Source organism: Helicobacter pylori, from assembly GCF_014497725.1.
In the GTDB taxonomy this organism is placed as follows: domain Bacteria; phylum Campylobacterota; class Campylobacteria; order Campylobacterales; family Helicobacteraceae; genus Helicobacter; species Helicobacter pylori_DE.
In genome coordinates this window covers 268,087-293,055 of record NZ_JACTGF010000002.1, presented here as the reverse complement: position 1 = coordinate 293,055, position 24,969 = coordinate 268,087, and the positions used below count along the sequence as shown (strand labels likewise).

The following is a 24,969-nucleotide window of genomic DNA, read 5'->3' as shown; positions in this document are numbered from 1 at the left end:
AATTTTTCCATTTTTAAGGTTTTTAAAAGCCATTTTAACACAAATTATCTCAAAATCTCTTTGGCCATTAAGATGTCTTGTTGGATCTGATTTTTAAGCTCTTTTAACGAAGAAAAACGCATGTTGTCTCGTATTTTTTGAACCCAACGCAAAGCGATTTCTTTGGGCGGGTTTTCTATGATAGTATCAAGAACATGGCATTCTATGGCGAAATTGTGATCCGTGCTTAAGCGATTGCCTATAAAACTCACGCTTTTTTGATAAATCTGATCTTTTATTTTCACCAAACTCGCATACACCCCAAAGCTAGGGAGGATAAAATCTTTAGTTTTGATATTTAAAGTAGGCGCTAATTCTTTATGCCCTAAGCCTTGATCGCTAATGACTTCCCCACACACTTCATAAGGCCTGCCTAAGAGCTTGTTAGCTAAAAGCAAGTCGCCATGACTTAGGGCTAGTTTGATCATCTTAGAATGCACGCTAATATTTTGGACTTTCACTTCAGGCACAATAATGGTTTTTTCAAAACGCTCTTTTAAAAATAAAGCGTCATTTTGCCTCCCATGCCCAAACCTGAAATCATAGCCTACGACTAGGCGTTCTAAGTTGGGGAATTTCTTTTTTAAAAGCTCTAAAAAATCTAGGGCGTTTAATTGTGAAATTTCTTCTAAATACACAAAAAATAAAGGCATCTTAACGAGTTTGGCGCGGTATTTTAGGGGGGTTAAATAGCCTTTAGTGTAATGCTTTTTTTCTATGATTAAAAGGGCTTTGGGATCTTTTAATTCCTTAAAAAGGGCTTGATGCCCTAAATGCAAGCCATCAAATTTACCGATAGCTAGGCTTTTAATCTCAGGCTCGCTTGAAATGGATAAAAAATTCAACATTCCCGTTTTTCCCTTTCACTAAGCTTTCTTGGATCTTTAAGATTTGAAAATCCTTTGTTTTTAAATGGTTTTTAAAGTTTTCTAAAGCGTTTAAAATGGCTTCTTTATCCATTACCACCCCCTTTTTATTGCGTTTTATGGCTTTGCCCACTTCAAATTGCGGTTTGAAAAGCACCAAAAATTCACCGCTTAAAGGCACAATCGCTTCTAAAATACAATATAAAGAAATAAAGCTCACATCACAAAGCACTAAATCAATTGTTTCTGGCGTTTTAAACCCTCTAATATCGCATTCTTCATAACATTCTATGCGCTGGTCGTTTTTCAAACTTTCATCTAATTGCATTTTCCCCACATCCACGCAAAGCACCTTTTTAGCCCCTTTTAAAAGAGCCACTTGACTAAAGCCTCCCTTACTCGCTCCCACATCTAAAACGACCTTTTCTTTAAAATCTATAAAATGATCTTCTAAAAAAGCCCCTAATTTTTCCCCAGCCCTACTAACGAATAGATTGGGAGCGATGAGTTCAATTTGATCACTCTCTTTAACGATAAAAGAGGGTTTAGAAACCACCATTTTATTGACTAAAACCTGTTTTTTTAAAACCAACGCTTTAGCTTTTTCTCTGCTATTTGCTAAATGCTGGTTGAATAGGGCGTAGTCTAGGCGCATTAAAATTGAGGTAAGGGGACTTGGTAAGCGAAATTAAAAACAATTTTGCCTAAACTATAGGCATCAAGCTCTAGTTTGGCTTCTTGCACCGCTAAATAATCCAATTTGTCAAAAGCGATCAAAAAGGCTCGGCTCCACCGGTTCGTGGTTTCTAAAATGCCATCAAATTCATCTTTTGTGATTTCTCGCACCCATAAAGGCTCTGAGCCTGTAGGTTTTGTGCCAAAAAGTTCATAAGAGATATAACCATCATCTATCCAGTCGTTATTTTGCGTGAAAATTTCCACTAAAAAATACTCATGATCGTAGTAAGTGCCGCTATCCACATCGTTTAAATGCGTAGCGATAGCCGTGATGATAGGCACATTATCTTGGGTGATTTCGCCTTTCCTGCTGGCTTGGATCTTTTTTTCTAAAACTAAGTCTAGCGTGTAGGTGTCTTCATTGAAATTGCTCACACACCCCAAACAAAAGAATAAAAACACCAGAAGTGTTGAGAGATTTTTCAAGCCCATTCCTTGCTAAAACCCCTACCATTTTTAGCTAAAATAAAACCGATATTATAACTAAAAGGGGGTTTTATGCCAAAAAAATGCCGACACTTGCTCCAAACCAGCGATTTAAGCTTAGATGAAATCAAGCTTTTATTAAACAAAGCGAGCGTTTATGCGAACGATTTTAACGCCGTATCTTTAGAGACAAAAGAAAAAATGCAAGATAAAATCATCGTGGCGTTGTTTTTTGAAAATTCCACCAGAACGGTGTCTAGTTTTGAAATCGCAAGCTTGAGGTTAGGGGCAAAAATAGTGAAATTAAACATGCAAACGAGCTCCACTTCAAAGGGTGAAACTCTAATAGACACTTTTAAAAATATCCATGCCATGCAGCCTGACGCTATTATCACACGGCATGCTTTTTCAAGCGCGCCTTTTAAATTAGCCGAATTTTCACAATGCCCCTTGATTAACGCAGGAAGCGGCACAAGCGCTCACCCTACCCAAGCGTTATTAGACTTGCTTACCCTTTATCAGCATTTTGGCAGTTTAGAAAATCTAAAAGGGAAGAAAATCGCTTTCATAGGCGATGTGAAAAATTCCAGAGTGGCTAATAGTAACATTAAATTGCTCCAAAGACTAGGGCTTGAGATCATGCTGTGCGCTCCAAGCTCCATGCTCCCTACCACTTCTTTAAAAACGACGCATAACGTTGAAGAAGCGATAGCATTTGCAGACATTTTAATGAGTTTGAGGACTCAAACCGAACGGCACAACGCACCCATTTTTGCGAGCTTGAAAGATTATGGCAACGCTTATTGCATCACCCAAAAACGCCTAGAGGCTCACGCTAAAAATAAAGAGGTCATTATTTTACACCCAGGCCCGGTGCATAGGGATATTGATATAGAAAGCGCGGTGTTAGAAGATAAGCGATCTAAAGTTTTAGAGCAAGTCAAAAACGGCGTGGCGATGCGCATGGCGGTGTTGGAGTTTTTGCTATTAGATTGATTGTCAAACTTAAAAAATGCTTTTTGGCATTTTTAAAATCAATATGAGAACTTTCATATTAAAAAAATGGGTTTGGTTATAAAACAGCACAAAAATCCCACTTTGATCAAATTTTGATTTACCTTATCTCATTTTAGTATGAAACTAAAAAAATTTCGTTATAATCTAAAATAGTTGAGTTAATTAAAAGTAAATAAATAGCTTGATTACGCTTCTTTGTTTTTAGATCAGTTAAGAATTGTATAGTCTTTAAGTCATAATCTTTAAGATGTATTGGTTATTAAAAGGAAAAAAATGAGAAATAGCACGCCTTTAAAGAATAAAGTTTTTTGCGGGTTATATGTTTTAAGTTTGAGCGCTTCTGTGCAAGCGTTTGATTATAAAATTGAAGTTTTAGCGGAGTCCTTTTCTAAAGTTGGCTTTAATAAAAAAAAGATTGACATAGCTAGGGGGATTTATCCTACAGAGACTTTTGTAACCGCTGTAGGTCAGGGCAATATTTATGCGGATTTTTTATCTAAAGGCCTTAAAGATCAAGGGCATGTTTTAGAGGGAAAAGTCGGTGGCACGCTAGGAGGGGTCGCTTATGATAGCACGAAATTCAATCAAGGCGGATCGGTTATTTATAACTACATCGGTTATTGGGATGGCTATTTAGGGGGTAAAAGAGCCTTGCTTGATGGCACGAGTATCCATGAATGCGCGCTTGGATCTGATGGCAAGGTGATTGATTCTATAGCGTGCGGGAACGCTAGAGCCAATAAGATCCGCCGTAATTACTTGATGAATAACGCTTTTTTAGAATACCGCTATAAAGATATTTTTTTAGCTAAAGGAGGGCGTTATCAATCCAATGCCCCTTATATGAGCGGTTACACGCAAGGTTTTGAAATCAGCGCTAAAATCAAGGATAAAAATGAGGGGAGTCATAAATTATGGTGGTTTAGCTCATGGGGTAGGGCGTTCGCTTATGGGGAGTGGATTTATGATTTTTACTCTCCAAGAACCGTGATTAAAAATGGGCGCACTTTGAATTATGGTATCCATTTAGTGGATTACACTTATGAAAGAAAAGGGGTTAGTATCAGCCCCTTTTTCCAGTTTTCGCCCGGGACTTATTATAGCCCTGGGGTGGCTGTAGGCTATGATAGCAACCCTAATTTTGATGGCGTGGGCTTTAGATCCGAAACGAAGGCTTATATTTTGCTCCCTGTCCATGCCCCCCTTAAAAGGGATACTTATCGTTACGCTGTGAAAGCGGGCACCGCTGGGCAAAGCTTGCTCATTAGGCAACGATTTGATTACAATGAATTTAATTTTGGGGGAGCGTTTTATAAAGTATGGAAAAACGCAAACGCTTACATAGGCACGACAGGAAACCCTTTAGGCATTGATTTTTGGACCAATAGCGTTTATGATATAGGGCAAGCGATAAGCCATGTCGTAACCGCTGATGCCGTCTCTGGTTGGGTTTTTGGTGGGGGCGTGCATAAAAAATGGCTGTGGGGGACTTTATGGCGTTGGACTAGCGGCACTTTAGCCAATGAAGCGAGCGCGGCTGTTAATGTGGGCTATAAGATCAGCAAGAGTTTGACAGCGAGCGTGAAATTAGAATATTTGGGTGTGATGACGCATGCAGGCTTTACGGTAGGGAGCTACAGACCCACGCCTGGCTCTAAAGCGCTTTATTCAGACAGAAGCCATTTGATGACAACTCTTAGCGCCAAATTCTAATAAATAGCTTTAAGCTGTTTATTAAAGCGTTAAAAATCCCTTAATAAAAACACTATAATACAAGTTTAATCAAATCCAAAGGTTAAGCATTTGAAACTCTTTTTCAGGCGGTATTCTAAATACCTTAAAGAGCATTATAAAAGTTTTATAGTGGTTTTATTTTCTTCTTTAGTGGTGGCTTTAAGCACGGCTTGGGGGACTTATTTAGTCAAGCCCACTTTAGATGAAATTTTTATCAATAAAGACACTCACATGCTCAAAATCCTGCCTTTTTTAGTGATCTTAGCGTATTTGGGGAAGAGTGGGGGCATCTATGTTGGCACTTATTTCACTAACTTTATCGGGCTTGATATTGTCAAAAAAATACGCAACGCCATGCTAGAAAGCCTTCTCAAAATGGAAATGGATTTTTTTAACAGGACGAAAAAGGGCGAATTGATCGCAAGGATCACCAATGATATAGGTTTGATCAGAGCGAGTTTGTCCAATTACCTTTCAGAAAGCCTAAGAGAAGGGCTAACGATTGTTGGGTTAGTGGGGGTGGTGATCTATCAAAGCCCTAAATTAGCGTTAGTGGGGCTAGTGATCATGCCGCTAGCTGCTATTCCTATCAGTAAAATCATTCGTAAGGTTAAAAAACTCGCTAAGTCCCATCAAGAGAGTAACGCCAAAATCACCGCTCGTTTGAGTGAAGTCTTTAACAATGTGGAAGCGATTAAAATCTCTAATGGCGAAAAGTTAGAGCATAAGGCTTTTGTGAAAGAAAATGAAGCGTTTTTTAAAATCGGTATCAAAAACATCGCCGTGGCTGAAATTTCTTCGCCTTTAATGGAGTTTTTAGGATCAATCGCTATAGCGTTAGTGATTTATTTAGGGGGGAATGAAGTGATTAGGGGCCATATTAGCGTGGGGGCGTTTTTTTCTTTCATCACAGCCCTTTTTATGCTCTATACGCCGATCAAACGCTTAACTAGGATCGTTTCTAATTTTCAAGAAGCTTTAGTCGCTAGCGATAGGATCCATGAGATTTTAGAAAGAGAGCCGGCTATTGTTGATGGGGAATTAACGCTAGATGATTCTATACACACCATAGAATTTAAAAAGGTATGGCTGACTTATGCACTAGACAATCAAGAGCGTTATGTTTTAAGCGATATTAGTTTGAAATTCCAACAAAATGAAATCATCGCTCTAAAAGGCGAAAGCGGGAGCGGTAAAAGCTCATTAGTGAATCTGATCTTACGCCTTTATGAGCCAAGCCAGGGCGAAATTTTCATCAATGATCAAAAAATAGAGAGCATCACTCAAAAATCCTTGAGGGAAAAGATTAGCGTTGTCACTCAAAGGGTGTTTATTTTTAACGGGAGCGTGGCTGAAAATGTGGCGTATGGCTTAGAAATTGATGAGGTAAAAATCAAAGAATGCCTAAAAAAAGCCCAAGCCTTAGATTTTGTGGAAAAAATGCCTCATGGGATAGAAAGCGTTTTAGATGAATTTGGCGCTAATCTTAGCGGTGGACAACGCCAAAGAATCGCCATTGCAAGAGCCTTGTATAAAGACGCTCAAGTTTTAATCTTTGATGAAGCCACTTCCGCTTTAGACAATCACACAGAAGAGAGTGTTAAACAAAGCATTTTGGAATTGAAACAAAACCGCTTGATCATTCTCATCTCGCACAACCCAAGCACGCTTAAATTAGCCACTAAGCATGTGAAATTAGAGCATGGGCGTTTGATAGAATGCTAAGGGTTTTAAGCGTTGGTGTTGCTTTTATTTTACTAGGGTGTCAGTTTTTCAACAAAACGACGCTCCATTTAAAATATAAAGATTACCCCAAAAACAGCGCTTTAAAAACCGTTTTTACTTTAAACCCTCCTAAAATCTTTTTTAACGCCCATTTTGTGCCGCCCTTTTACCAAAAAGAATTTAAAAAAGCACTCGCCCAACAAATCGCTTATTTTTTAAAAGATAAAAGCACTCTCACTTTCAATGTTTCAGGCAATGTTTTTTTTTCTTTTGAAGAGAGTCCTAAGGATTTAAAAGCCATTAAAGAAAGGCTTAAAAAGACGATTGAGCCTAACGCTGACCCAAAATCCGTCATGCGTTTTTTAAACCTTCAAGCGAGCTTGATTTTAGAATGCGTCCCGCAAACAACTTGCCCGTTTGACACCCTTTTAATCCCCACCTCTTTCAGCGTGCCTGTTTATTACGCTAATCGTTTGGGCGATAACCCCTCTCTTTTTTCCCAAGAGGACAAATCCTATCATAACGCTTTAATCAAGGCCCTTAATAAGGCTTACTATTCTCTTATGGAGGGTTTAGAAAAGCGTTTGAACGCTATAGAAAATGCGGCATGGCTTTAGGGCATGAAAAAGATTGTATTCTTTATTTTTGTTGTTTTGTTTTCGGTAGGGATTTATTTAACTTGGCATGTTTTGTTGGAAAAATCTCTAGAATTGAAATTAGTAACTTCGGCTAATGATTTGCTTTTAAAATTGTTAGCACTTCTTGGCGTTTTTTCAATATTAGTGTTATTTCAAGGCGTTATTTCTTCGTATAAGAAGCGCCAACTCAAACGCATTTTGCAAAAAATAGACGCCATGAACGGCTTTGAATTTGAAGAATACTCCAAAATCTTTTTCACTTCAAAGGGTTTTGAAGTTACAATCACTCAAAAAAGCGGCGATTATGGAGCGGATTTGATTATAGAAAAAGACGGCATCAAGTGGGCGGTTCAGGCCAAACGCTACTCGCATAAAGTTTCACCCAAAGCCATTCAAGAGGTGGTCTCTTCTAAAGCTTACTACGCTTGCGAAAAAGCTTGCGTGATCACCAATAGCTATTTCACGCAGGCCGCTCAAAAACTGGCTCAAGCTAACGAAGTGCTTTTGATTGATAGAGACGAATGGGTCAAATTTTTGGGTGGGAAAAACTAATCCAAATAGGATAATTTATATAATGCTTTTATTTTTATGATTTCTTATTTATTTCCTATTAAATTTTGTCGTAATCGCATGCGTTATAATATGAAAATTTAGCATCAATTTTTGTTTGGATAAAGGGGTTCAATGATTCAGTCTGTTCGCATTAAAAATTTTAAGACTTTTAAGGACACTCAAATTGATGGTTTTACCAAACTTAATATTATCACCGGCCAAAACAATGCGGGCAAATCCAATTTGTTAGAAGCGTTGTATTATTTGGTAGGTAAATCCATGCATCCATGCACTAATGTATTAGAAATTTATGACAATATACGCAAAGAGCCTTTAACATCAGAATCAAAGAACTTGATGTTTTATGGTTTGGACACTAAGGAAGAAATACAAATTGTTACAACTTTAGACAACAATCAAACCTTGGACTTGCAAATAAAATTCATAGCCAGTGAAAACCAAAAGGTAATAGAGTCGCAAATAATACCTACAGCAGAACAAACTCAAATGCTCTCTCAGCTTAATTTCACTCTTAAAAAAAATAATGAAGAAATCTATAACGATCACTTAAATATTGCTAAAGTTCCCAATTTCCCACCAATTCCTAATCAGTCAGGTTACAATAGGCAATTTAAGAATTTTGATCCTAATCAATTGCAAAAACTTTTACCCTTTGAAAGCGCTGTCATAATACCTAGCGATGTTGTTTACAGGCAAGCTCATATGATTCAAGCAGTGAGTAAAATTTGCAGTAACAACCAATTAGAAGAAGAATTAAATAAACATCTTAATCAATTTGATAACAATATCCAATCTATTAGCTTTAATACCAACAACCAACTCAAATTAAAAGTGAAAAATATCAAAGAAAAACTCCCACTATCTGCATTTGGCGATGGTTTGAAGAAATATTTGCATATTGTAAGTACTTTTATGGCTGATAACGCAAAAACGATTTATATTGATGAAGTGGAGAATGGCTTACACTTTTCTCGCATGAAATTATTATTAAGGTGTGTTATTGATTTTATCAACGACAACAAAGATGGTAATTTGCAAGTGTTTATGACTACCCACAACCAAGAATTTATAGAAATTTTAGATCAAGTTATCAGAGAAAAGGATTTTGCGCATCAAACTAAGTTGTTTTGCTTGGAACAATACGATGATTTAATCGTTGCAGAGTCTTATTATGGAGAAAATTTATCTCTTTATTTCAAGAATAGCACCAATCTTTTTGGAGGTAAAGAAAGGTTTAAGGAAAATAATTATGAGTAAAAAAGACACTCATTTATACAGAAGGAAAAAGTGATAAAAATTTTCTAAGTTGGTGTCTTGATGTTTGGGAATATCAAGCTCATTTTGATATAATCCATGTAGAAGGTAAAGATCAATTATTCTCAGATGGACTTTGTAAGAATATTAAGAGTATTTTAAATAATGAAGACCACAGATACAAACAAGTGTGCATTATTTTTGATGCAGACATAAAAGAAGAGAGCCAAGAAAGCGATGCAGGTTTTAATAACAAGCTTAAGCATATTCGTGAAAAATTCAAAGAAAAAGGGATTGATTTTCCCAAAGAACAAATTTTTTTATTCCCTAACAATCAAGATGATGGCGATTTAGAAACCCTGTTATTAAAAATTGCTAAACACGATGAATTTCTTAAATGTTTTGAAGGATACTTAGAATGCATTAAAAGTAAAGAACATTATAAACCGATTAAAAACATAAGAAAAAATATGCTGTATGCCTATTTAGAAGCACTTGGATTAGAGAATTTGACCAAGACCAATATAGGTGTTTTTGATGATAAAGGTAAAATAAAGGAAGAACACAAAGAAGAATATGAAAAACTAAAAGAAGTGATTGATTTTAACTCAAAATCTCTCATTCCCCTTAAAGATTTTCTAGGGCAATTCGCAAAATAATCAAAAAACAAAACTTAAGATTTTCTAATTTAACAAAATATATTACAATCACTTAAAAAATATTATTTTTACAAAAGGCGCGCTGTGAAATTGTGGTTTCCTTATTTTTTAGCGATTGTGTTCTTGCATGCATTGGGTTTGGCGTTGCTCTTTATGGCTAATAACGCTTCGTTTTATGCGGCGGCGTCTATGGCTTACATGCTAGGGGCAAAGCATGCGTTTGATGCGGATCACATCGCTTGCATAGACAACACCATTAGAAAGCTCACCCAACAGGGCAAAAACGCCTATGGCGTGGGGTTTTACTTTTCTATGGGGCATTCAAGCGTGGTGATTTTAATGACCATTATCAGCGCGTTTGCGATCGCTTGGGCTAAAGAGCATACGCCGATGCTAGAAGAAATAGGGGGGGTAGTGGGGACTTTAGTTTCTGGGCTTTTCTTGCTCATTATAGGGCTATTGAATGCGATTATTTTAATAGATTTATTAAAAATCTTCAAAAAATCGCATTCTAATGAAAGCTTGAGCCAGCAACAAAACGAAGAGATTGAACGGCTTTTAACGAGTAGGGGCTTACTCAACCGCTTTTTTAAACCCTTGTTTAATTTCGTTTCCAAGTCGTGGCATATTTATCCTGTGGGTTTTCTTTTTGGGCTAGGCTTTGATACCGCTAGTGAAATCGCGCTTTTGGCCCTCTCTAGCAGCGCGATTAAAGTGAGTGTGGTGGGCATGCTCTCTTTACCCATTCTTTTTGCCGCTGGCATGAGTTTGTTTGACACATTAGATGGGGCGTTCATGCTTAAGGCGTATGATTGGGCGTTCAAAACCCCTTTAAGAAAAATCTACTACAACATTTCCATCACCGCCTTAAGCGTGTTTATCGCGCTTTTTATCGGGTTGATTGAGCTTTTTCAAGTCGTTAGCGAGAAACTCCATTTAAAATTTGAAAACCGCCTTTTAAGCACCCTGCAAAGCCTGGAATTTACAGATTTAGGTTATTACTTGGTGGGCTTATTCGTGATAGCGTTTTTAGGCTCATTCTTCTTATGGAAAATCAAATTTTCTAAACTAGAAGGCTAGATTTTAAGCTCTCAAGTTATCGCTCAACAAATCTTTAAGGTTTTTATTTGAAAAACTTGGCGTAAAGGATTTAGGGTTTGAAAGGCTTTCGCTCAAATAACCTAATAATCCCTTAATTTCGTTTAATTTTTCTTCCAAATAAGCTTGAAACTCGCCCGCATTTTCCAATAAATCCAACGGATTAGCCACAATCATGGAAAAAACTTCATCGTTAATGGCAATGTTGAGCTGAGTGTCAAACAAAGGGGAGGCTAAAAACTGGCAATTTTCTACAATTTCTCGCAATTCTTGTTTGATGATAGAAGCTTGCAAAGCGTCTTTATCTTCTAAACCCATGCTCTTATTGAAAAGCTTTTTGCAAGCGATTTGCAAGACTTGTAACGCTCCAACGCTCTCGTTTATATTTTTCATGTCCCTACTGAATTTAGCGATTTGTTGGGATTTTTCTATCGCATTGGTTTTAAAATCGCTTGTTTCAACATCGCCCAAATGCTTTTGAAGAGTTTTTAAAATATCCATAAAAAACCTTTTAAATAGAATTGATCATTCACAAGCATTTTTCGTTCCTTTTTTATGGAAATTTTAAAAAACACCCTTAAAAAGGTTTTTAGGTATAATTAGCGATCTTTTAGTTTTAAATAGTAGAGAGATTGAATGAAAAAAATATGGCTTTTGGTGTGGGGTTTGTATTCTTGGGTGTTTTTGCATGCGATAGAAACGATAGAAAAAGCCCCTACAAATGTAGAAGATAGAGACAAAGCTCCCCATTTGTTGCTTTTAGCGGGGATTCAAGGCGATGAGCCTGGAGGGTTTAATGCAACTAATTTGTTTTTAATGCACTATAGCGTTTTAAAAGGCTTGGTGGAAGTGGTTCCGGTATTGAATAAGCCTTCCATGTTAAGAAATCACAGGGGCTTGTATGGGGATATGAACCGCAAATTTGCCGCTTTAGACAAGAATGACCCTGAATACCCCACTATCCAAGAAATCAAATCCTTGATTGCAAAGCCTAGCGTGGATGCTGTCTTGCATTTGCATGATGGCGGTGGGTATTATCGCCCTGTTTATGTTGATGCGATGCTCAATCCTAAACGCTGGGGGAATTGCTTTATTATTGATCAAGATGAGGTTAAAGGGGCGAAATTCCCTAACTTGCTTTCTTTTGCAAACAATACGATTGAGAGCATCAACGCCCATTTATTGCACCCCATTGAGGAGTATCATTTAAAAAACACGCGCACCGCGCAAGGCGATACAGAAATGCAAAAAGCCCTAACTTTTTATGCGATCAACCAAAAAAAGAGCGCTTTTGCCAATGAAGCCAGCAAAGAACTCCCTTTAGCGTCAAGGGTGTTTTACCACTTGCAAGCCATTGAGGGCTTACTCAATCAACTCAATATCCCTTTTAAGCGCGATTTTGAGCTTAACCCTAACAGCGTGCATGCCCTAATCAACGATAAAAACTTATGGGCAAAAATCGACTCTCTGCCTAAAATGCCCCTTTTTAACTTGCGCTCTAAACTCAATCATTTCCCCTTACCCCACAACACTAAAATCCCACAAATCCCCATAGAGAGCAACGCCTACATTGTGGGGCTAGTCAAAAATAAACAAGAAGTGTTTTTAAAATACGGCAACAAGCTCATGACACGATTATCGCCCTTTTATATAGAGTTTGATCCTTCTTTAGAAGAAGTGAAAATGCAAATTGACAATAAGGATCAAATGGTTAAGATAGGGAGCGTGGTTGAAGTGAAAGAGAGTTTTTATATCCATGCTATGGACAACATCCGCGTGAATGTGATTGGTTTTAGCGCTTCTAATGAAAGTAAACCTAATGAAGCGGGCTATACGATTAGATTTAAAGATTTCCAAAAACGCTTTTCACTGGACAAGCAAGAAAGGATCTATCGCATAGAATTTTATAAAAACAACGCGTTTAGCGGGATGATCTTAGTGAAATTTGTGTAGGAATGGTAAATCCATTGCCTTTTAATATTCAAGGGTTTTGGTATTTTTCGCTTTAAACGAATAGGCGTTTTTAGCTTGATTTATTTCTAGTGTGTTGTCTTTGATTGTCAAATTAAAATTAGAATTTTTAATCAAGTCAAAAAGCGGTTTTTGATAGTAGAGGGTGGTGGTGTAGGTTTTATCATCAAGCATTAGCTCAATAATATCGCTTGCATGGTTATAGTTTGCGATTAAGGCGTATTTTCGCCCTTTTTTATCCGTTATTTTTATGGATAGGGTCTCGGTGAAAAGATCTTTTTTAGCAAAGCGTTTGATGATTTCTTTTTTCAACCATCTAAAAACAATGGTGTGTTTTGTTTTTAAGCGTAGGATGATTTGATAGGGGTAAATTTTAGTTTTAAAATCATTTGCTTTGATCAATCTAAAAGTGTCTTTAGCCGCTAAATTTTCATGTTCAATTTTAGCGCTATAGGTATTCCTTGTTGTTCTCAAAAATATTAAATCATTTTGCAATTCAAACACAAACCTCTTTTTGAATTTTGCGCCATTTTCTAAAGATTCGTTTTCTGTTTTATCTTTTTGGATTTCATCGCTTAAATCCATCGCTCTGCCCACTTTGTCCGTTAGCTTTTCTCTTAAGTAGTTGTTTTGTTCCGTGAAAACAAACCGGTAAAACTCGGGCTTGTTGCTAAAAAACAGATCTTCCACTTTCTCGCTCGTCTTATCCACCATGTGCTTAATGAAATCCTGTTCCAAACTCGCTTCCGCTTGCGCGATCTCTCGTTTTAAGGTTTCAAGCTCAATTTCTTTTTCTTTGATACCCATGCTTATCCTTTATATTTGATAGCTTCTTTTTGATTTTAGATTACGAGTGTTATTACCTAAAACTCCTCCCCTTTTCTAGCGGTTGCAAAAACACCCAAACAAACCCAAGCATTCAAAGACAATAACCCTTTTGCATGTTGCGGTATTTGGCTTATTTTTATACTGAACCACTTTTAACATTAATCCGCTAACTCTATATCACACCACTTCTATATCACACCACTTCTTGCCCCGCATCTAGTAAGGCTTCCTTAATCAAATCCTGTGTCGCTGGAGCGTCAAATTCTACAACCACGCTCTTTTTTTCCACGCTCGCATCAATAAAGCTCACGCCTTCAATTTCGCCCACAAATTTTTCAATTTTATCCACGCAATGGCTACAAGTAATGCTTGGCACCTGAAAAGTAACTTTCATTCAATGATCCTTAATTTTAAAATTCCTTAGCCTTTGGGAGTTTAAGACCACACTCACAGAGCTTAAGCTCATCGCTAAACCCGCAATCGCCGGGCTTAACATGATACTAGCCTTATAAAGAACCCCACAAGCTAAAGGGATAAACACGCTATTATAACAAAAAGCCCAAAACAAATTTTCTTTGATATTTTTAATGGTCGCCTGGCTCAATTTAATCGCGCTATAAACCGATTTGATGTCGTTATTAAAGCTCACAATATCCGCTGCTTGCACGCTCACATCACTCCCTTTAGCCATCACCACCGCCACATCGCTCATAGCAAGGCTAGGGGCGTCATTCAAGCCATCGCCCACCATCATAACGATCCGCCCTTTTTCCTTAAGCTCTTTAATCTTGTTGAGTTTGTCTTGTGGTTTAGCGTTGCTGATATAACCATCTATCCCTAATTCAAGCGCGCATTTTTTGACATTTTCCCTATTGTCCCCACTCAAAAGAAAGGTGTTAATGCCTAAATTTTTGATTTGAGCGACATGCTCTTTCACGCCTTTTTTGGGCAAATCCTCTAAAACAAACGCCCCTAAAAGCTCGTCTTCTTTTTCATTGATCGCTCTACCCACAAACACTAAAATCCCGTTTTCTTGAATTTCTAGCGTGTTAATAGGGTTAAAAAATTCGCTGTTACCCACTTTGATGATTTCTTTAGCGCCTTGATAATCTACTTTAGCGCTGATGCCAAAGCCCGTTTTCACTTTAACTTCACTCATTTCTTTTAAGGGAGCGTTACGCTCTTTGGCGTATTCTACAATCCCCTTAGCAATGACATGTTCGCTGCTCTTTTCAATGCTGCTCGCTAAACTCAATAGCTCTAATAATTCTATGTTAGAATGGACGCTTTTAACGACAGGCTTGCCGTTAGTGAGCGTGCCGGTTTTATCAAAAACGATCGTATTAACTAGCCTTGCTTTTTCTAAACTTTTAGCGTCTTTAAAAAATAAGCCTAAAGAACTCGCTTTTTGGTTCGCCACTAAAATACTCATAGGCGTAGCCAATCCTAAAGCGCAAGGGCAAGAAATCACCAAAACCGATACAAACACTTCTAAAGCGGTGCCAAAATTCCACCAAAAATCAGGCTTAGGCGCAATGATGAGCCACACCACAAACGCTAAAATAGCGATAGCGATCACGCTTGGCACAAACACGCTTGAAACCTTATCCGCTAAGCGAGAAATCTCTGCCTTTGAGCTTTGAGCGTTATGGATCATTTCTACAATTTGAGACAAAGTGCTGTTTTTGTTATCTTGCGTGGCTTTCATTAAAAAACTCGTGTTGCTGTTGAGTGTCCCTGAAAAGACTTTATCGCCGACTTTTTTATAAACCGGCAACGCTTCACCGCTTAACATGCTTTCATCTAATTCCCCTTCGCCCTCTATGATTTCACCATCCACCGCAATCGCGCTTCCAGGGAGGACTTTTAGAATATCCCCCACCACAATGCTATCCACTAAAACTTCAATCTGTTGGTTATTGTGCATTTTAAGGGCGGTTTTTGGGGCGTTTTTCATCAAAGCTTGCATAGCGTCTAAAGCTTTGTCTTTAGAAATATTTTCAATGCGTTTGCCCACCATCACAAACGTTAAAATCACGCACACGCTTTCAAAATAATAATGCCCATAAGACCACTGATTCGTATAAACGAAATACAATTGCCACAGGCTTGAAATTAAAGCAGCGCTTGTGCCTATGGCGATAAGGCTACTCATGTTAGGTTGTCTGTGCCATAAGGCTTTAAACCCTTGAATGTAAAAATCCCTCCCCCAATGCATGACAATGAGCGTGCCTATAAGCTGTAAGCAAGCGTTTAAAAAATTACTATGGTTGTTAATCGTAAGCAAGCTTTCAGGTAAAAGGCTAGGACTAAGCATCGCCCCCATAGAAAGATACAAAACCAAGAGCGTGAAAATAACCGCCAACGCTAATTTAACATTAGGGCTAAAAAATTCTTTTTTTTCTTCTGCTAGAGTTTTTTTAGGGCTATAACCCAATTTTTCAATGAGTTTAAAAATCTCGTCTAAATTGGTTTCGTTTTCGTTAAATTCAATGTTAGCGCTCTTATTTAAAAGGCTCACTTCTATTTTTTTCACAAAACTTTTACGCCCTAAAGAGCGTTCAATCCCACTAGAACACGCCGTGCAAGTCATTCCCTCTATGTAAAAAGATTCTTTCATGCGCTTTTATTTTTATTAAAAATAATTTTTACCATTAAAAAGAGCCACCGAATGATGCCATAAATCAAATACAGCCCCATAAACACGCTCAAAGCCTCTAAAGGGCACACAAACACTAACGATAAAAAGATCAACACTAAGATAAAAAGCTTGAGATTCCACTTGACTTTTTTAAAATTAGGGTAGCGGATATTGCTCACCATAAGCACCCCTAATAAGACAATAAAGCCTAAAAACGACTTTTCGGTATTGCCTTCTAAGAAATGGTATTTATTATCTAATAACACACAAAGCACCACCAATACCGCCGCCGCAGGAATGGGGATACCGATGAAAGAATAGGGGTCGCTTGTGTTGGTGCTGATATTGAATCGCGCTAATCGTATCGCTCCAAAAATCACAAACAACGCGCTCACCGCCATGCCTATGCGCCCAAAGTTATACCCCACATAAAAGTAAGTAATAAGACTTGGGGCTACTCCAAAAGCGACTACATCAGCTAAAGAGTCAAATTCAATGCCAAACTTGCTAGTGGTGTTGGTAAGCCTTGCGACACGCCCATCAAGCCCGTCTAAAATAAGGCTCGCTACCACTAACCAACACGCCATGACAAATTGATAACTGGAAGCGTAAAAAATACTCATCATGCCTAAAAAAATACTGCTAGCGGTGAAAAGATTGGGGAAAAGATAGAGAGGGTTAATAGGCATTAGAGATTCTTTTTAACTTGGCTTTTAGAATAGGAATAAAAACGATTTTAAAATCCATTATGGGAATAAAAATTTTACAAGCGTTAAAAAACTCACAAAAAAAGAGCGTTAGAGCAAACGCTTTATAACGCTGTTGGTAAGCATGAATTTTGAGAAAACAAAACCTAGAAAAAAGCTTTAAACAAACAGAATGTTTATCATAAGGCTTTAAACCCTTATCAAAAATCTGTTTGTAAGCTCGCACTTTTAACTCGCTTGCTCTTCTAAAGGGATCAAACGGCTTTCTAAATTATTGGCGGCCTCGTATTCGCTGATGATTTCACGCACCCTCTCGCCTGTAATGACTTCTTTGTCAAACAATTCTTTGACCATGATTTCAATCGCTTCTCTGTAGTCGCTCAAGGTTTGTTTGACATGCTCATAGCGCTCTTCTAGCAAGTTTTTAATGAAAAGATCCATTTCTTCTGCGGTTTTTTCGCTAAATTCCCTACTGCTTCCATAACCGCCTCCTAAAAAGGCGTTCCGTTGCTTTTCTAACACCATAAGCCCGCTGACACTGCTCATGCCGTAGTAACTCACCATGCCTTTAATAATATCAGTCGCTCTTTCTAAATCGTTGCTCGCACCGGTAGAAATTTCTTCCAAAAAGACTTCTTCAGCCGCCCTCCCGCCTAAAAGCACATCAATTTCAGCGATGAGTTCATGCTTTTGCATCAAGTATTTGTTTTCTTCAGGCGTGTTAAGGGTGTAGCCCAAAGCCGCCATGCCCCTTGGAATGATAGAAACTTTATTCACCCTAGCGCTCCCTTTAGTCATTTCAGAAATCACGGCATGCCCACTTTCGTGGTAGGCGACGATTTTCTTTTCTTTAGGACTGATACGCCTGCTTTTCTTTTCTAGCCCTGCAATCCCTCTTTCAACCGCTTCTTTTAAATGCTGTTGTTTGACTTCTTTTTGGTTGTTTCGTCCTGCTAAAAGCGCAGCTTCATTGATGATATTCGCCAAATCCGCCCCTGCAAGCCCTGCGGTGAGTTTGGCGACTTCTTGCAAATTCACATCATTAGCGAGTTTCACGCCTTTAATATGCACTTTTAAGATTTCTACCCTGCCATTAAAATCAGGCTTATCCACTAAAACCTGCCTGTCAAAGCGTCCTGGACGCATTAAAGCCGGATCCAAGATTTCAGGGCGGTTCGTTGCGGCTAAAACAATGACAGGCGCGTTTTCGCTCCCAAAACCATCCATTTCGGCTAAGAGCTGGTTTAGGGTTTGCTCTCTTTCATCATTCCCACTTATCATGCCTCCAGCCGCTCTGCTCTTGCCTATGGCATCAATTTCATCAATAAAAATGATGCTAGGGGCTTGTTTTTTAGCGGTTTCAAACAGATCCCTAACCCTGCTTGCCCCTAAGCCCACAAACATTTCAATGAAACTGCTCCCTCCCATAGAGAAAAACGGTACATGCGCTTCGCCAGCCACCGCCTTTGCTAAAAGGGTTTTACCGGTTCCTGGAGGCCCTACTAACAGCACGCCTTTAGGGATTTTAGCCCCTAAATTGGCGTATCGTTCAGGGTATTTTAAGAAATCTACGATTTCTACCACCTCTTCTTTGGCTTCTTCATTGCCCGCCATGTCATTAAAACGCACATTGGGTTTTTCAGCGTTAATGAGTTTTTTCGCGCTCCCCATGCCAAAAATACCCCCACCCATATTTTTTTGCATGCGGTTTGCCATAAACATCCATAGCCCTAAAATCACTAAAATAGGCATGAGCCACCCTAACATGTCGGTAAAAAAGTTAGACTCGCTAAAACCAGAATAATTGATTTTTTTCTCGTCTAACAAAGGCACTAAGGTTAGATCAGGCACTCGTTTAGCGATATAAATCACACGATTGTTACCCTCTTTGTGGCTGGCTTTGATCAAAGTTTGACCGATACTCACATTTTCCACTTCATTATTACTGATGAGCTGTTTGATTTCATGGTAGCTCACATTTTTAGTGCTAGAAGCTAAGAAATTGTCCGAAAAACTGCCATCAGAATTGAAAGAGCGTAGAAAAAAAATGAGTAAAATCCCTCCAAGAACCGCAAGGACAATGGGACTTTGAAAAAAAGGTTTTTTAGGTTCGTTCGTTGGTTTCATTATAATCCTTAATTTATTGATTGTTTTTTAAGCAATTTTAGAGCGACCCATTCGTTACGCTGTCGTTGCTCTAAAACCTCAAACCCATTATAATAGATCTGTAAAACAGAGTTTAAATGGGTTTCTAAAATCCCTGATAAAATAAGAGTGTGGTTACAAAGCCGCACAAATTCACTATACAAACTCTTAATCACATCAGCGACAAGGTTCGCCACAATGATATCAAAACGCCCTCCAATTTTTTGCGTAGATCCATAAATGATTTTATCTTGCGTTAATAGGGGTATTTGATTCAGGCTAAAATTTTTTAGAGTCTCTTCAATGGCTAAACTATCCGTATCGCAAGCTACTAAAGCGCTAACGCCTTGTTTTTTTAAGGCGATGCTTAAAATCCCACTCCCACAGCCCACATCTAAAGCGTTTTTGCGTTTTAAATCAAGATTAGAGAGCAATTCCAAACACATGGAAGTGCTTTCATGATGGCCTGATCCAAAGGCCAAAGCCGGATCGATCATTATGCAATCATTTATAGCAACATGGCTTGGTTTTTGATGCCAGCTAGGGTGTATGTAAAATTTGGCGCATCGCACCGGTAAAACAGCTTGTTTGTAGGCTTCTAGCCAGTCTTTTGAAGCTAGATTGCGTGAAAGATAGAAAAAATCAAACTCGCTTTGCAAACTTTGCTTTAAGTTCAAACAAAACGCTTTTAACGCCGGAAAAAGCGAAGCGCTCAAATTTTTTTCAGAGCGTAAAATAACGAAATTCTTGAGATGTGGGGGTTTTTCTTTTAAATTTTCTTTTAGGGGGTCATGAGTGGCGAAATAACGCCAACTGGATTGGCTTACAAATTCAATGGTTTCTTCATCGTCAAACGCTTTTAAATTTTCTAAGCTTGATTCTTCTAAGGCTAGATGCGTGGTGTCTAAAAGAAAGCTCTCAAAAAGCTCTCGCTCCTTAGGGAAGATAAAGAAAAACTCATAATACATTGGCTTTAACACTCAATCGTTTGTCCCTAAAACAACCTCTAATTTTTCTTTCAAAACTTGGGGGGTAAAAGGTTTCACAATGTAGTTGTTCACGCCCGCTTTCAAAGCCGTAATGACTTCGGCCTTACCGCCCTCTGTGGTGATCATAATAATAGGGATTTCTTTAAAACGGCTATCAGAGCGCACCTTTTTAACGAGATCCAAGCCGTTCATTTCAGGCATGTTCCAATCTGTAATAAGCACCTTAGTGTCCGCATTAGCGTCTAGTTTCTCCCAAGCTTCCACCCCATGCTCAGCTTCTAAAACATCTTCATAGCCTAAGCGTGAAAGTGTATTTTTAATAATTCTTCTCATAGTTGAGCTATCATCTACTACTAGTAGTTTCAAAGCGCTTCTCCTTTTAAGATTGCATTTAAATTAGGCTCTTTTTAAACAGCCAAAGCGTCTCTAACGCCTTATAATAATAAATCATTCCAAATAATAGCATGTTTTGATTAAAATTACCTTGACCAACAATAATCATTGGCTAAATGGAGCGTTTAATGAGCGTTCTCATTTGTAAAAAAATTCAGTTTGTTTGCTATCATAATAGTTTAAAAGTAATAAAATAACTTTTGAGCGTGATAAAGGGTCATTGGATGGTTTAAAAAAAGAAAGACAAGGATTTTACAAGCAAGTGCATTATTTAAGAATTTTAATACTGAGTATGAGTTTTTTAAATATTTTAAATGCTGAAAATTTGAGTTACATGTCTTCTTCTTATCAAATAGGCACGGTGTTTATGCGCCCTTTAAACACCAACAAGCTTTTACAAGGGGCTTCAATCCTTCAAGGCTATGAAGTGAATCCTAAAAACGATTGGGCTTATTCTAGGTATTATTTCTTTATAGATTATGGCAATGTGCTTTTTAATAATGACTCTACTTTGCAAGCGAACATGTTCACTTATGGGGTGGGAGGGGATTTTATGGTCGCCTACGCTAAAAACCCTATCAACCGCTGGGCTTTTTTCTTTGGCTTGCAACTGGCCGCCAACACATGGATACTCAACAATAAAGTCAAAGATTTGGTGGTGAATACTTGGGATTCGTTAAAAGATTTCAATTTTCACAACACTTATTTTAGGGCTATTGGGAAATTTGGGGTGCAGTTTCGCACGATCGTTTTGTATCATAAGGTGGATGTAGAAATTGGTATGAAAATCTTTCTAACCCCTGAAAGACGCAGTTTGTTTGAAAGGAGCTTTTTGTTTTTTGTTTCGCACTCGTGGCATTTTTAAGTGGCATTTTTAAAATGGCGGAGAGAGAGGGATTCGAACCCTCGAAGGCTTGCACCTTACACGCGTTCCAGGCGTGCTCCTTCAACCACTCGGACATCTCCCCTTAAAAAGGGCTTATTATAACTAAGATTTGTTTAAAAAGGGCTTATTTCAAAAGGAGTGAATCTTTAGAAATGACGCCATCTATTTGATTTTTAGCGCAAATTTCCCACGACTCTGTATCGTTAAAATCCATAGAAAACAAGATTTTGCTATCTAACAAGTAATTAGTGGCGTGTTGTTGGGCGAGTATGGCTTGCTTAATATCCTTAAAAATACAATAGAGCGGTTTGAAAGCGTTGAATAAAAAAAAGGCGTCCGTCTCTATCTTGTGCGATAAAAAGATCACGCTAAAATGGACACCATTTTCACAGCAATACTTAGCTAATTCCAAATTTTTTGGGTTTGCTTCAAAACACACTATATCGTTATTGGTGTTGGAATGAATAGCATCGGTGTCTTTAATGAAAACAAAACGAGCGCTAGGGATTAAAGGGTGTCCTAAAATAAGCATGTTTACCTCTTATCCTTCAAACAAGTTTCACTGCAATAGGCTACCGCTCCGCTGTAAATAGCGTCTTTGCTAGAGACATAGGTTTGGCATTTAGAGCATACAATCATGTGATCTTCTAATTCTTTGGGGGTTTGTTGCGTGTAAGAGTGGTTGTCTCTGTGGTCGTTTTTGTGGGGTTTTTGCCTCAAAAACAAACGCCATAAAATCCATGCGATAATGAGTAAGGGGATTAAGATTCTTAACATAAACTTTCCTTTGATTTGTAAAAATAAACACGCTTTTGATACATAAAGCATTCAGTGTCTTTACAAGCGATTTCATCTTTTAACTGCTCGCCTTTATAGAATAAAAAATACCCCTTATCTTTTAGGAATCGTTGGCTTTTTTCTATCAAAAAAGAAGAGCTAGCGACCGCTCTAGAAGTGATTAAATCCACTTGTAAAAGATTTTGATAATCTTCTAAACGCTTTTTAATGATTTCAATGTTGTTTAAAGGCAAAACGCTTTTAAGGTAGTTTAAAAAAGCCACTCTTTTTATCCTTGGCTCTAAAAGAATGAATTGCGCTTCAGGTTTTTCAAGGGCTAAAGGGATAGCAGGAAGTCCCGCCCCGCTCCCAATATCCAAGCAGCTTTTAAAATCTTTGACAAATTCTAAGGGCTTTAGAGCGTCTGTGATCTGGGGTTCTAACTCGCTTAAATTCCTCGCGCCGCTCAAGTTGTGCGTTTGATTCCATTCTAAAAGGATGCGCGCGTAATCTTGCAATAAGGGGTTCATAAAATCAGCATCCCATCGCCATAAGAATAAAAACGATACTTCTTTTCTATGGCTATTTTGTAGATTTCCTTGGTTTTTTCTAAACCTATCATCGCGCTTACAAGCATCAAAAGGCTTGATTTGGGCAAATGGAAATTAGTGAGCAAGTGATTGACATGCTGGATAGGATTGGCAAGATGCAAGAAGATGTCGCATTCAAACGATTCTTGATTAGGGTTTTTTAAACGCTTAAAGTATTCCACGCTCCTTAAAGCGGTCGTGCCGATGCATAAAACCTCTTGGGATTCTTGCAAAATTTCTTGGCTCTTTTTAGGAATGCGTAAAACTTCTGTATGGATTTGATGCTCTCTAATATCCTTAGTTTCTACGCCAAGAAAAGTCCCAGCCCCCACATGCAAGGTTAAAAAAGCGTGCTTGAAATCTTTCAATAATTTTTCTAAGGCGTGTTGAGAAAAATGCAATGACGCCGTAGGGGCAGCCACCGCACCGATGTGTTTAGCAAACACGCTCTGGTATTCATGCGCATCCAAACTCTCATCCGCTCTTTTAATATAAGGAGGTAAGGGCATATGCCCGTATTGCTCTAAAAGCTTTAAGATATTTTCTTGATTTAAGGGGGTTTGATTGTCATAAAAAGCGATCAAGCGCTGGCCGTTATGAAGCAATTCTAAGACTTCAGCGTAATAATTTTCATCAAAAAAAATCTTATCCCCCGCTTTGATCTTGCCCTTGATTTGAGTTAAAGCGGTGTTGCCTTTAAAAAAGCGGTGGAAAAACACTTCGGTCGTTTTTGATGGCAAAAAGGCATGCTTAGATCCAAAAAGCCTAGCCTTAATCACTTTAGTGTCGTTTAACACCACAAGGGCGTTTTTAGGGAAAAAGTCTAAAACATGCTCAAAAGTGGTGTGCGTGATTGTTTGCGAACGCCTTTCATAGACGAGTAATTTAGCCTTTTCTTTGGGCAAAACAGGGTAGTTTGCGATCAATTCCTTAGGCAAATGATAATCATAGCTTTCTAAATCAAATTCTTTCAACTACGACTCGCTCTTTGTATTCTCTTTGGTGTTATTTTCGTTATCATTTTCGTTATCATTTTCGTTGTCTTTAGGAGCCGGATTGACCATTTTGGCAATCAAAATAGAAAGCCCATAAAGCCCCACTAAAGGCAATGCCATAAAGATTTGACTCACCACATCAGGGGGAGTGATAATGGCTGCTACAATAAAAATCACTACAATAGCGTATTTGAAATACGCTTTCAAGCTCGCATCGGTAATCAAGCCCACTTTAGCTAAAAAATACGCCAAAACAGGCAGTTCAAACGCCACGCCAAAGCCTAAAATCAAGCGTGTGAAAAAGCTCACGTAACTGGACGCAGAAATATTGGCCGCAAACACATCGCTCCCAAAAGTGGCCAAGTATTCAATAATGAAAGGAAACACCACATAATAAGAAAACGCCGCCCCAATCAAAAACATCCCACTCCCAAAAAACACAAAAGGCAAAATCACTTTTTTTTCATTTTTATAAAGCCCTGGAGCGATAAAGAGCCACAATTGCCAAAAGATAATAGGCATGGAAATGACGATAGCGGCTGAAAAACTGATTTTAACCGCTACCATGACCCCTTCAATAGGGGAGAGCTGAATGAGCGTGCCTTTATAAGAATTTTTAACGAATTCAAAAATATTTTTCCAAAAATGAAAACACCCCAAAAACGCCACTAAAATCGTTCCCACAGAAACCATTAAACGTTTTCTTAATTCCTGTAAATGCGGTTTTAAATCTTCAAACATGCTCTTTTTCTTTGTCGTGTTCTTTGGCGTTGTTATCGGTTGTTAATTGGACTTCTTTAGGAGATTCATCGCTTGAAACTTCTTTATTTAAAGCTTCTTCATTGGAAACTTCTTCATTTAAATGGTTAGGAATCGTGTTGGTTTCTAAGCTGCGTTTATAATCTTGCATCAAATCCTGAATGCTTTTAATCTCATTTTCTGCAGTTACTTTAGCGTCTTCTAATTCTTCAATCTTAACGCCTTTAAGACTCTCTACTTTGTTTTCAAAGAGTTTTTGATACTCTAAGGTTTCTTTTTTGATTTCTTCAATATTGATTTCTTTATCTAAAGTTTCCTTGGCGTCATTGAGCGTTTTTTTAACTGCGCGAAAAAATTTCACCATATCCACGACAGCTTGAGGGAATTTTTCTGGCCCTAAAAAGATAATCGCTACAATCAACACCACAAGGATTTCAAAAAAGCCCATGCCAAACATAATAATCTACTTTTACACCCTTTAAAATTTTATCGTTATTGTAATGTAATTTTCTTTCTAAACA

Annotated in this window: 27 protein-coding genes, 1 tRNA gene and 1 pseudogene; 10 read left to right on the top strand and 19 right to left on the bottom strand. The window is 38.1% G+C overall.

Annotated features, from left to right (window positions below; genetic code table 11):
- Positions 1 to 44: 44 nt before the first annotated feature.
- The 3 genes from H7N69_RS03315 to H7N69_RS03305 are packed head-to-tail and all read right to left on the bottom strand — an operon-like array spanning position 45 to position 2,075.
- Positions 45 to 887, bottom strand: coding sequence for a bifunctional riboflavin kinase/FAD synthetase (locus H7N69_RS03315; RefSeq protein WP_187884791.1), 843 nt, complete (start codon positions 885 to 887; stop codon positions 45 to 47).
- The gene (gene tlyA / locus H7N69_RS03310) at positions 853 to 1,560 is read right to left on the bottom strand and encodes a 23S rRNA (cytidine-2'-O)-methyltransferase TlyA (RefSeq protein WP_187884790.1); all 708 of its coding nucleotides are present in this window, start codon (positions 1,558 to 1,560) and stop codon (positions 853 to 855) included. The genes H7N69_RS03315 and tlyA overlap by 35 nt, the downstream gene beginning before the upstream one ends.
- Positions 1,560 to 2,075 (bottom strand): hypothetical protein, encoded by a 516-nt coding sequence (locus tag H7N69_RS03305; protein WP_000523532.1) that lies wholly within the window; start codon positions 2,073 to 2,075, stop codon positions 1,560 to 1,562. Before H7N69_RS03305 ends, tlyA begins: the two co-directional genes overlap by 1 nt.
- Positions 2,076 to 2,141: 66 nt before the next feature.
- Between H7N69_RS03305 and pyrB the strand changes: the two genes are divergently transcribed.
- From pyrB to H7N69_RS03265, 8 genes and pseudogenes are all read left to right on the top strand, one after another.
- Positions 2,142 to 3,065 carry an aspartate carbamoyltransferase gene (gene pyrB / locus H7N69_RS03300; protein WP_187884789.1) on the top strand — a complete coding sequence of 308 codons (924 nt, stop codon included), beginning with the start codon at positions 2,142 to 2,144 and terminating at the stop codon, positions 3,063 to 3,065.
- A 294-nt stretch (positions 3,066 to 3,359) separates the two neighbouring features.
- Positions 3,360 to 4,799, top strand: a complete 1,440-nt coding sequence (gene hofB, locus H7N69_RS03295; protein ID WP_187884788.1) for an outer membrane beta-barrel protein HofB — start codon at positions 3,360 to 3,362, stop codon at positions 4,797 to 4,799.
- Positions 4,800 to 4,889: 90 nt separating this feature from the next.
- Positions 4,890 to 6,545, top strand: coding sequence for an ABC transporter ATP-binding protein (locus H7N69_RS03290; RefSeq protein WP_187884787.1), 1,656 nt, complete (start codon positions 4,890 to 4,892; stop codon positions 6,543 to 6,545).
- On the top strand, positions 6,539 to 7,162 hold the full coding sequence (locus H7N69_RS03285) for a neuraminyllactose-binding hemagglutinin family protein (RefSeq protein WP_187884786.1): 624 nt from the start codon (positions 6,539 to 6,541) through the stop codon (positions 7,160 to 7,162). The genes H7N69_RS03290 and H7N69_RS03285 overlap by 7 nt, the downstream gene beginning before the upstream one ends.
- A gap of 3 nt (positions 7,163 to 7,165) precedes the next feature.
- The gene (locus H7N69_RS03280) at positions 7,166 to 7,735 is read left to right on the top strand and encodes a restriction endonuclease (protein WP_187884785.1); all 570 of its coding nucleotides are present in this window, start codon (positions 7,166 to 7,168) and stop codon (positions 7,733 to 7,735) included.
- Between the two features lie 132 nt (positions 7,736 to 7,867).
- Positions 7,868 to 9,013 carry an AAA family ATPase gene (locus H7N69_RS03275; protein WP_187884784.1) on the top strand — a complete coding sequence of 382 codons (1,146 nt, stop codon included), beginning with the start codon at positions 7,868 to 7,870 and terminating at the stop codon, positions 9,011 to 9,013.
- Positions 9,014 to 9,024: 11 nt separating this feature from the next.
- Positions 9,025 to 9,697: pseudogene (locus tag H7N69_RS03270) on the top strand (DUF3226 domain-containing protein).
- A gap of 56 nt (positions 9,698 to 9,753) precedes the next feature.
- Positions 9,754 to 10,749 (top strand): HoxN/HupN/NixA family nickel/cobalt transporter, encoded by a 996-nt coding sequence (locus H7N69_RS03265; protein ID WP_000780403.1) that lies wholly within the window; start codon positions 9,754 to 9,756, stop codon positions 10,747 to 10,749.
- 3 nt (positions 10,750 to 10,752) lie between these two features.
- Here H7N69_RS03265 and H7N69_RS03260 read toward each other — a convergent pair whose 3' ends face one another.
- Positions 10,753 to 11,268 carry a flagellar FLiS export co-chaperone gene (locus H7N69_RS03260; RefSeq protein ID WP_165559190.1) on the bottom strand — a complete coding sequence of 172 codons (516 nt, stop codon included), beginning with the start codon at positions 11,266 to 11,268 and terminating at the stop codon, positions 10,753 to 10,755.
- A 135-nt stretch (positions 11,269 to 11,403) separates the two neighbouring features.
- On the opposite strand from H7N69_RS03260, the gene csd4 reads away from it, so the two are divergent.
- Positions 11,404 to 12,720, top strand: a complete 1,317-nt coding sequence (gene csd4, locus H7N69_RS03255; protein ID WP_097680802.1) for a DL-carboxypeptidase Csd4 — start codon at positions 11,404 to 11,406, stop codon at positions 12,718 to 12,720.
- A gap of 21 nt (positions 12,721 to 12,741) precedes the next feature.
- Here the strand turns inward: csd4 and H7N69_RS03250 are convergent, their stop codons facing one another.
- From H7N69_RS03250 to H7N69_RS03215, 8 genes are all read right to left on the bottom strand, one after another.
- Positions 12,742 to 13,545 carry a hypothetical protein gene (locus H7N69_RS03250; RefSeq protein WP_187884783.1) on the bottom strand — a complete coding sequence of 268 codons (804 nt, stop codon included), beginning with the start codon at positions 13,543 to 13,545 and terminating at the stop codon, positions 12,742 to 12,744.
- 214 nt (positions 13,546 to 13,759) lie between these two features.
- Complete coding sequence (gene copP, locus H7N69_RS03245; RefSeq protein WP_000869076.1) at positions 13,760 to 13,960, bottom strand: copper-binding metallochaperone CopP; 201 nt, start codon at positions 13,958 to 13,960, stop codon at positions 13,760 to 13,762.
- A complete protein-coding gene (gene copA / locus H7N69_RS03240; protein WP_187884782.1) occupies positions 13,961 to 16,186 on the bottom strand; it encodes a copper-translocating P-type ATPase CopA in 2,226 nt (741 codons plus the stop codon).
- The gene (pssA, locus tag H7N69_RS03235; protein ID WP_156578805.1) at positions 16,183 to 16,896 is read right to left on the bottom strand and encodes a CDP-diacylglycerol--serine O-phosphatidyltransferase; all 714 of its coding nucleotides are present in this window, start codon (positions 16,894 to 16,896) and stop codon (positions 16,183 to 16,185) included. Before pssA ends, copA begins: the two co-directional genes overlap by 4 nt.
- On the bottom strand, positions 16,886 to 17,140 hold the full coding sequence (locus tag H7N69_RS03230) for a hypothetical protein (protein WP_187884781.1): 255 nt from the start codon (positions 17,138 to 17,140) through the stop codon (positions 16,886 to 16,888). Before H7N69_RS03230 ends, pssA begins: the two co-directional genes overlap by 11 nt.
- Before the next feature lie 2 nt (positions 17,141 to 17,142).
- Positions 17,143 to 19,041 carry an ATP-dependent zinc metalloprotease FtsH gene (gene ftsH, locus H7N69_RS03225; protein WP_000805304.1) on the bottom strand — a complete coding sequence of 633 codons (1,899 nt, stop codon included), beginning with the start codon at positions 19,039 to 19,041 and terminating at the stop codon, positions 17,143 to 17,145.
- 8 nt (positions 19,042 to 19,049) lie between these two features.
- Entirely contained in the window at positions 19,050 to 20,027 is a 978-nt protein-coding gene (gene prmA / locus H7N69_RS03220; RefSeq protein ID WP_187884817.1) for a 50S ribosomal protein L11 methyltransferase, read from the bottom strand.
- Between the two features lie 12 nt (positions 20,028 to 20,039).
- The gene (locus tag H7N69_RS03215) at positions 20,040 to 20,414 is read right to left on the bottom strand and encodes a chemotaxis response regulator CheY (protein ID WP_000772151.1); all 375 of its coding nucleotides are present in this window, start codon (positions 20,412 to 20,414) and stop codon (positions 20,040 to 20,042) included.
- Positions 20,415 to 20,661: 247 nt separating this feature from the next.
- On the opposite strand from H7N69_RS03215, the gene H7N69_RS03210 reads away from it, so the two are divergent.
- Complete coding sequence (locus tag H7N69_RS03210; protein ID WP_000348862.1) at positions 20,662 to 21,306, top strand: outer membrane protein; 645 nt, start codon at positions 20,662 to 20,664, stop codon at positions 21,304 to 21,306.
- Positions 21,307 to 21,321: 15 nt separating this feature from the next.
- Here H7N69_RS03210 and H7N69_RS03205 read toward each other — a convergent pair.
- The 7 genes from H7N69_RS03205 to tatB all read right to left on the bottom strand — a co-directional run bounded on the left by H7N69_RS03205 (position 21,322) and on the right by tatB (position 24,905).
- A tRNA-Ser gene (locus H7N69_RS03205) sits at positions 21,322 to 21,409 on the bottom strand.
- Positions 21,410 to 21,451: 42 nt separating this feature from the next.
- Complete coding sequence (locus tag H7N69_RS03200; RefSeq protein WP_165515144.1) at positions 21,452 to 21,859, bottom strand: hypothetical protein; 408 nt, start codon at positions 21,857 to 21,859, stop codon at positions 21,452 to 21,454.
- 2 nt (positions 21,860 to 21,861) lie between these two features.
- On the bottom strand, positions 21,862 to 22,104 hold the full coding sequence (locus tag H7N69_RS03195; RefSeq protein ID WP_165515142.1) for a PP0621 family protein: 243 nt from the start codon (positions 22,102 to 22,104) through the stop codon (positions 21,862 to 21,864).
- Positions 22,098 to 22,634, bottom strand: a complete 537-nt coding sequence (gene rsmG / locus H7N69_RS03190) for a 16S rRNA (guanine(527)-N(7))-methyltransferase RsmG (protein WP_187884780.1) — start codon at positions 22,632 to 22,634, stop codon at positions 22,098 to 22,100. Before rsmG ends, H7N69_RS03195 begins: the two co-directional genes overlap by 7 nt.
- Positions 22,631 to 23,668, bottom strand: coding sequence for a tRNA preQ1(34) S-adenosylmethionine ribosyltransferase-isomerase QueA (gene queA, locus H7N69_RS03185; protein WP_187884779.1), 1,038 nt, complete (start codon positions 23,666 to 23,668; stop codon positions 22,631 to 22,633). The genes rsmG and queA overlap by 4 nt, the downstream gene beginning before the upstream one ends.
- Positions 23,669 to 24,430: a twin-arginine translocase subunit TatC gene (gene tatC, locus H7N69_RS03180; RefSeq protein ID WP_187884778.1), complete on the bottom strand. Its 762-nt coding sequence runs from the start codon at positions 24,428 to 24,430 to the stop codon at positions 23,669 to 23,671. It lies immediately after the preceding gene.
- On the bottom strand, positions 24,423 to 24,905 hold the full coding sequence (tatB, locus tag H7N69_RS03175) for a Sec-independent protein translocase protein TatB (protein ID WP_187884777.1): 483 nt from the start codon (positions 24,903 to 24,905) through the stop codon (positions 24,423 to 24,425). Before tatB ends, tatC begins: the two co-directional genes overlap by 8 nt.
- Positions 24,906 to 24,969: the final 64 nt, after the last annotated feature.

Excerpts from the sequence above, each read along its gene's own strand:
- pssA (WP_156578805.1), bottom strand. The coding sequence starts at position 16,896 with ATGCCTATTAACCCTCTCTATCTTTTCCCCAATCTTTTCACCGCTAGC.
- H7N69_RS03250 (WP_187884783.1), bottom strand. The coding sequence starts at position 13,545 with ATGGGTATCAAAGAAAAAGAAATTGAGCTTGAAACCTTAAAACGAGAG.
- H7N69_RS03280 (WP_187884785.1), top strand. The coding sequence starts at position 7,166 with ATGAAAAAGATTGTATTCTTTATTTTTGTTGTTTTGTTTTCGGTAGGG.
- csd4 (WP_097680802.1), top strand. The coding sequence starts at position 11,404 with ATGAAAAAAATATGGCTTTTGGTGTGGGGTTTGTATTCTTGGGTGTTT.
- rsmG (WP_187884780.1), bottom strand. The coding sequence starts at position 22,634 with ATGAACCCCTTATTGCAAGATTACGCGCGCATCCTTTTAGAATGGAAT.
- prmA (WP_187884817.1), bottom strand. The coding sequence starts at position 20,027 with ATGTATTATGAGTTTTTCTTTATCTTCCCTAAGGAGCGAGAGCTTTTT.
- H7N69_RS03195 (WP_165515142.1), bottom strand. The coding sequence starts at position 22,104 with ATGTTAAGAATCTTAATCCCCTTACTCATTATCGCATGGATTTTATGG.
- tlyA (WP_187884790.1), bottom strand. The coding sequence starts at position 1,560 with ATGCGCCTAGACTACGCCCTATTCAACCAGCATTTAGCAAATAGCAGA.
- copA (WP_187884782.1), bottom strand. The coding sequence starts at position 16,186 with ATGAAAGAATCTTTTTACATAGAGGGAATGACTTGCACGGCGTGTTCT.
- H7N69_RS03260 (WP_165559190.1), bottom strand. The coding sequence starts at position 11,268 with ATGGATATTTTAAAAACTCTTCAAAAGCATTTGGGCGATGTTGAAACA.
- pyrB (WP_187884789.1), top strand. The coding sequence starts at position 2,142 with ATGCCAAAAAAATGCCGACACTTGCTCCAAACCAGCGATTTAAGCTTA.
- H7N69_RS03275 (WP_187884784.1), top strand. The coding sequence starts at position 7,868 with ATGATTCAGTCTGTTCGCATTAAAAATTTTAAGACTTTTAAGGACACT.
- copP (WP_000869076.1), bottom strand. The coding sequence starts at position 13,960 with ATGAAAGTTACTTTTCAGGTGCCAAGCATTACTTGTAGCCATTGCGTG.
- tatC (WP_187884778.1), bottom strand. The coding sequence starts at position 24,430 with ATGTTTGAAGATTTAAAACCGCATTTACAGGAATTAAGAAAACGTTTA.
- tatB (WP_187884777.1), bottom strand. The coding sequence starts at position 24,905 with ATGTTTGGCATGGGCTTTTTTGAAATCCTTGTGGTGTTGATTGTAGCG.
- H7N69_RS03200 (WP_165515144.1), bottom strand. The coding sequence starts at position 21,859 with ATGCTTATTTTAGGACACCCTTTAATCCCTAGCGCTCGTTTTGTTTTC.
- H7N69_RS03285 (WP_187884786.1), top strand. The coding sequence starts at position 6,539 with ATGCTAAGGGTTTTAAGCGTTGGTGTTGCTTTTATTTTACTAGGGTGT.
- hofB (WP_187884788.1), top strand. The coding sequence starts at position 3,360 with ATGAGAAATAGCACGCCTTTAAAGAATAAAGTTTTTTGCGGGTTATAT.
- H7N69_RS03305 (WP_000523532.1), bottom strand. The coding sequence starts at position 2,075 with ATGGGCTTGAAAAATCTCTCAACACTTCTGGTGTTTTTATTCTTTTGT.
- ftsH (WP_000805304.1), bottom strand. The coding sequence starts at position 19,041 with ATGAAACCAACGAACGAACCTAAAAAACCTTTTTTTCAAAGTCCCATT.
- H7N69_RS03315 (WP_187884791.1), bottom strand. The coding sequence starts at position 887 with ATGTTGAATTTTTTATCCATTTCAAGCGAGCCTGAGATTAAAAGCCTA.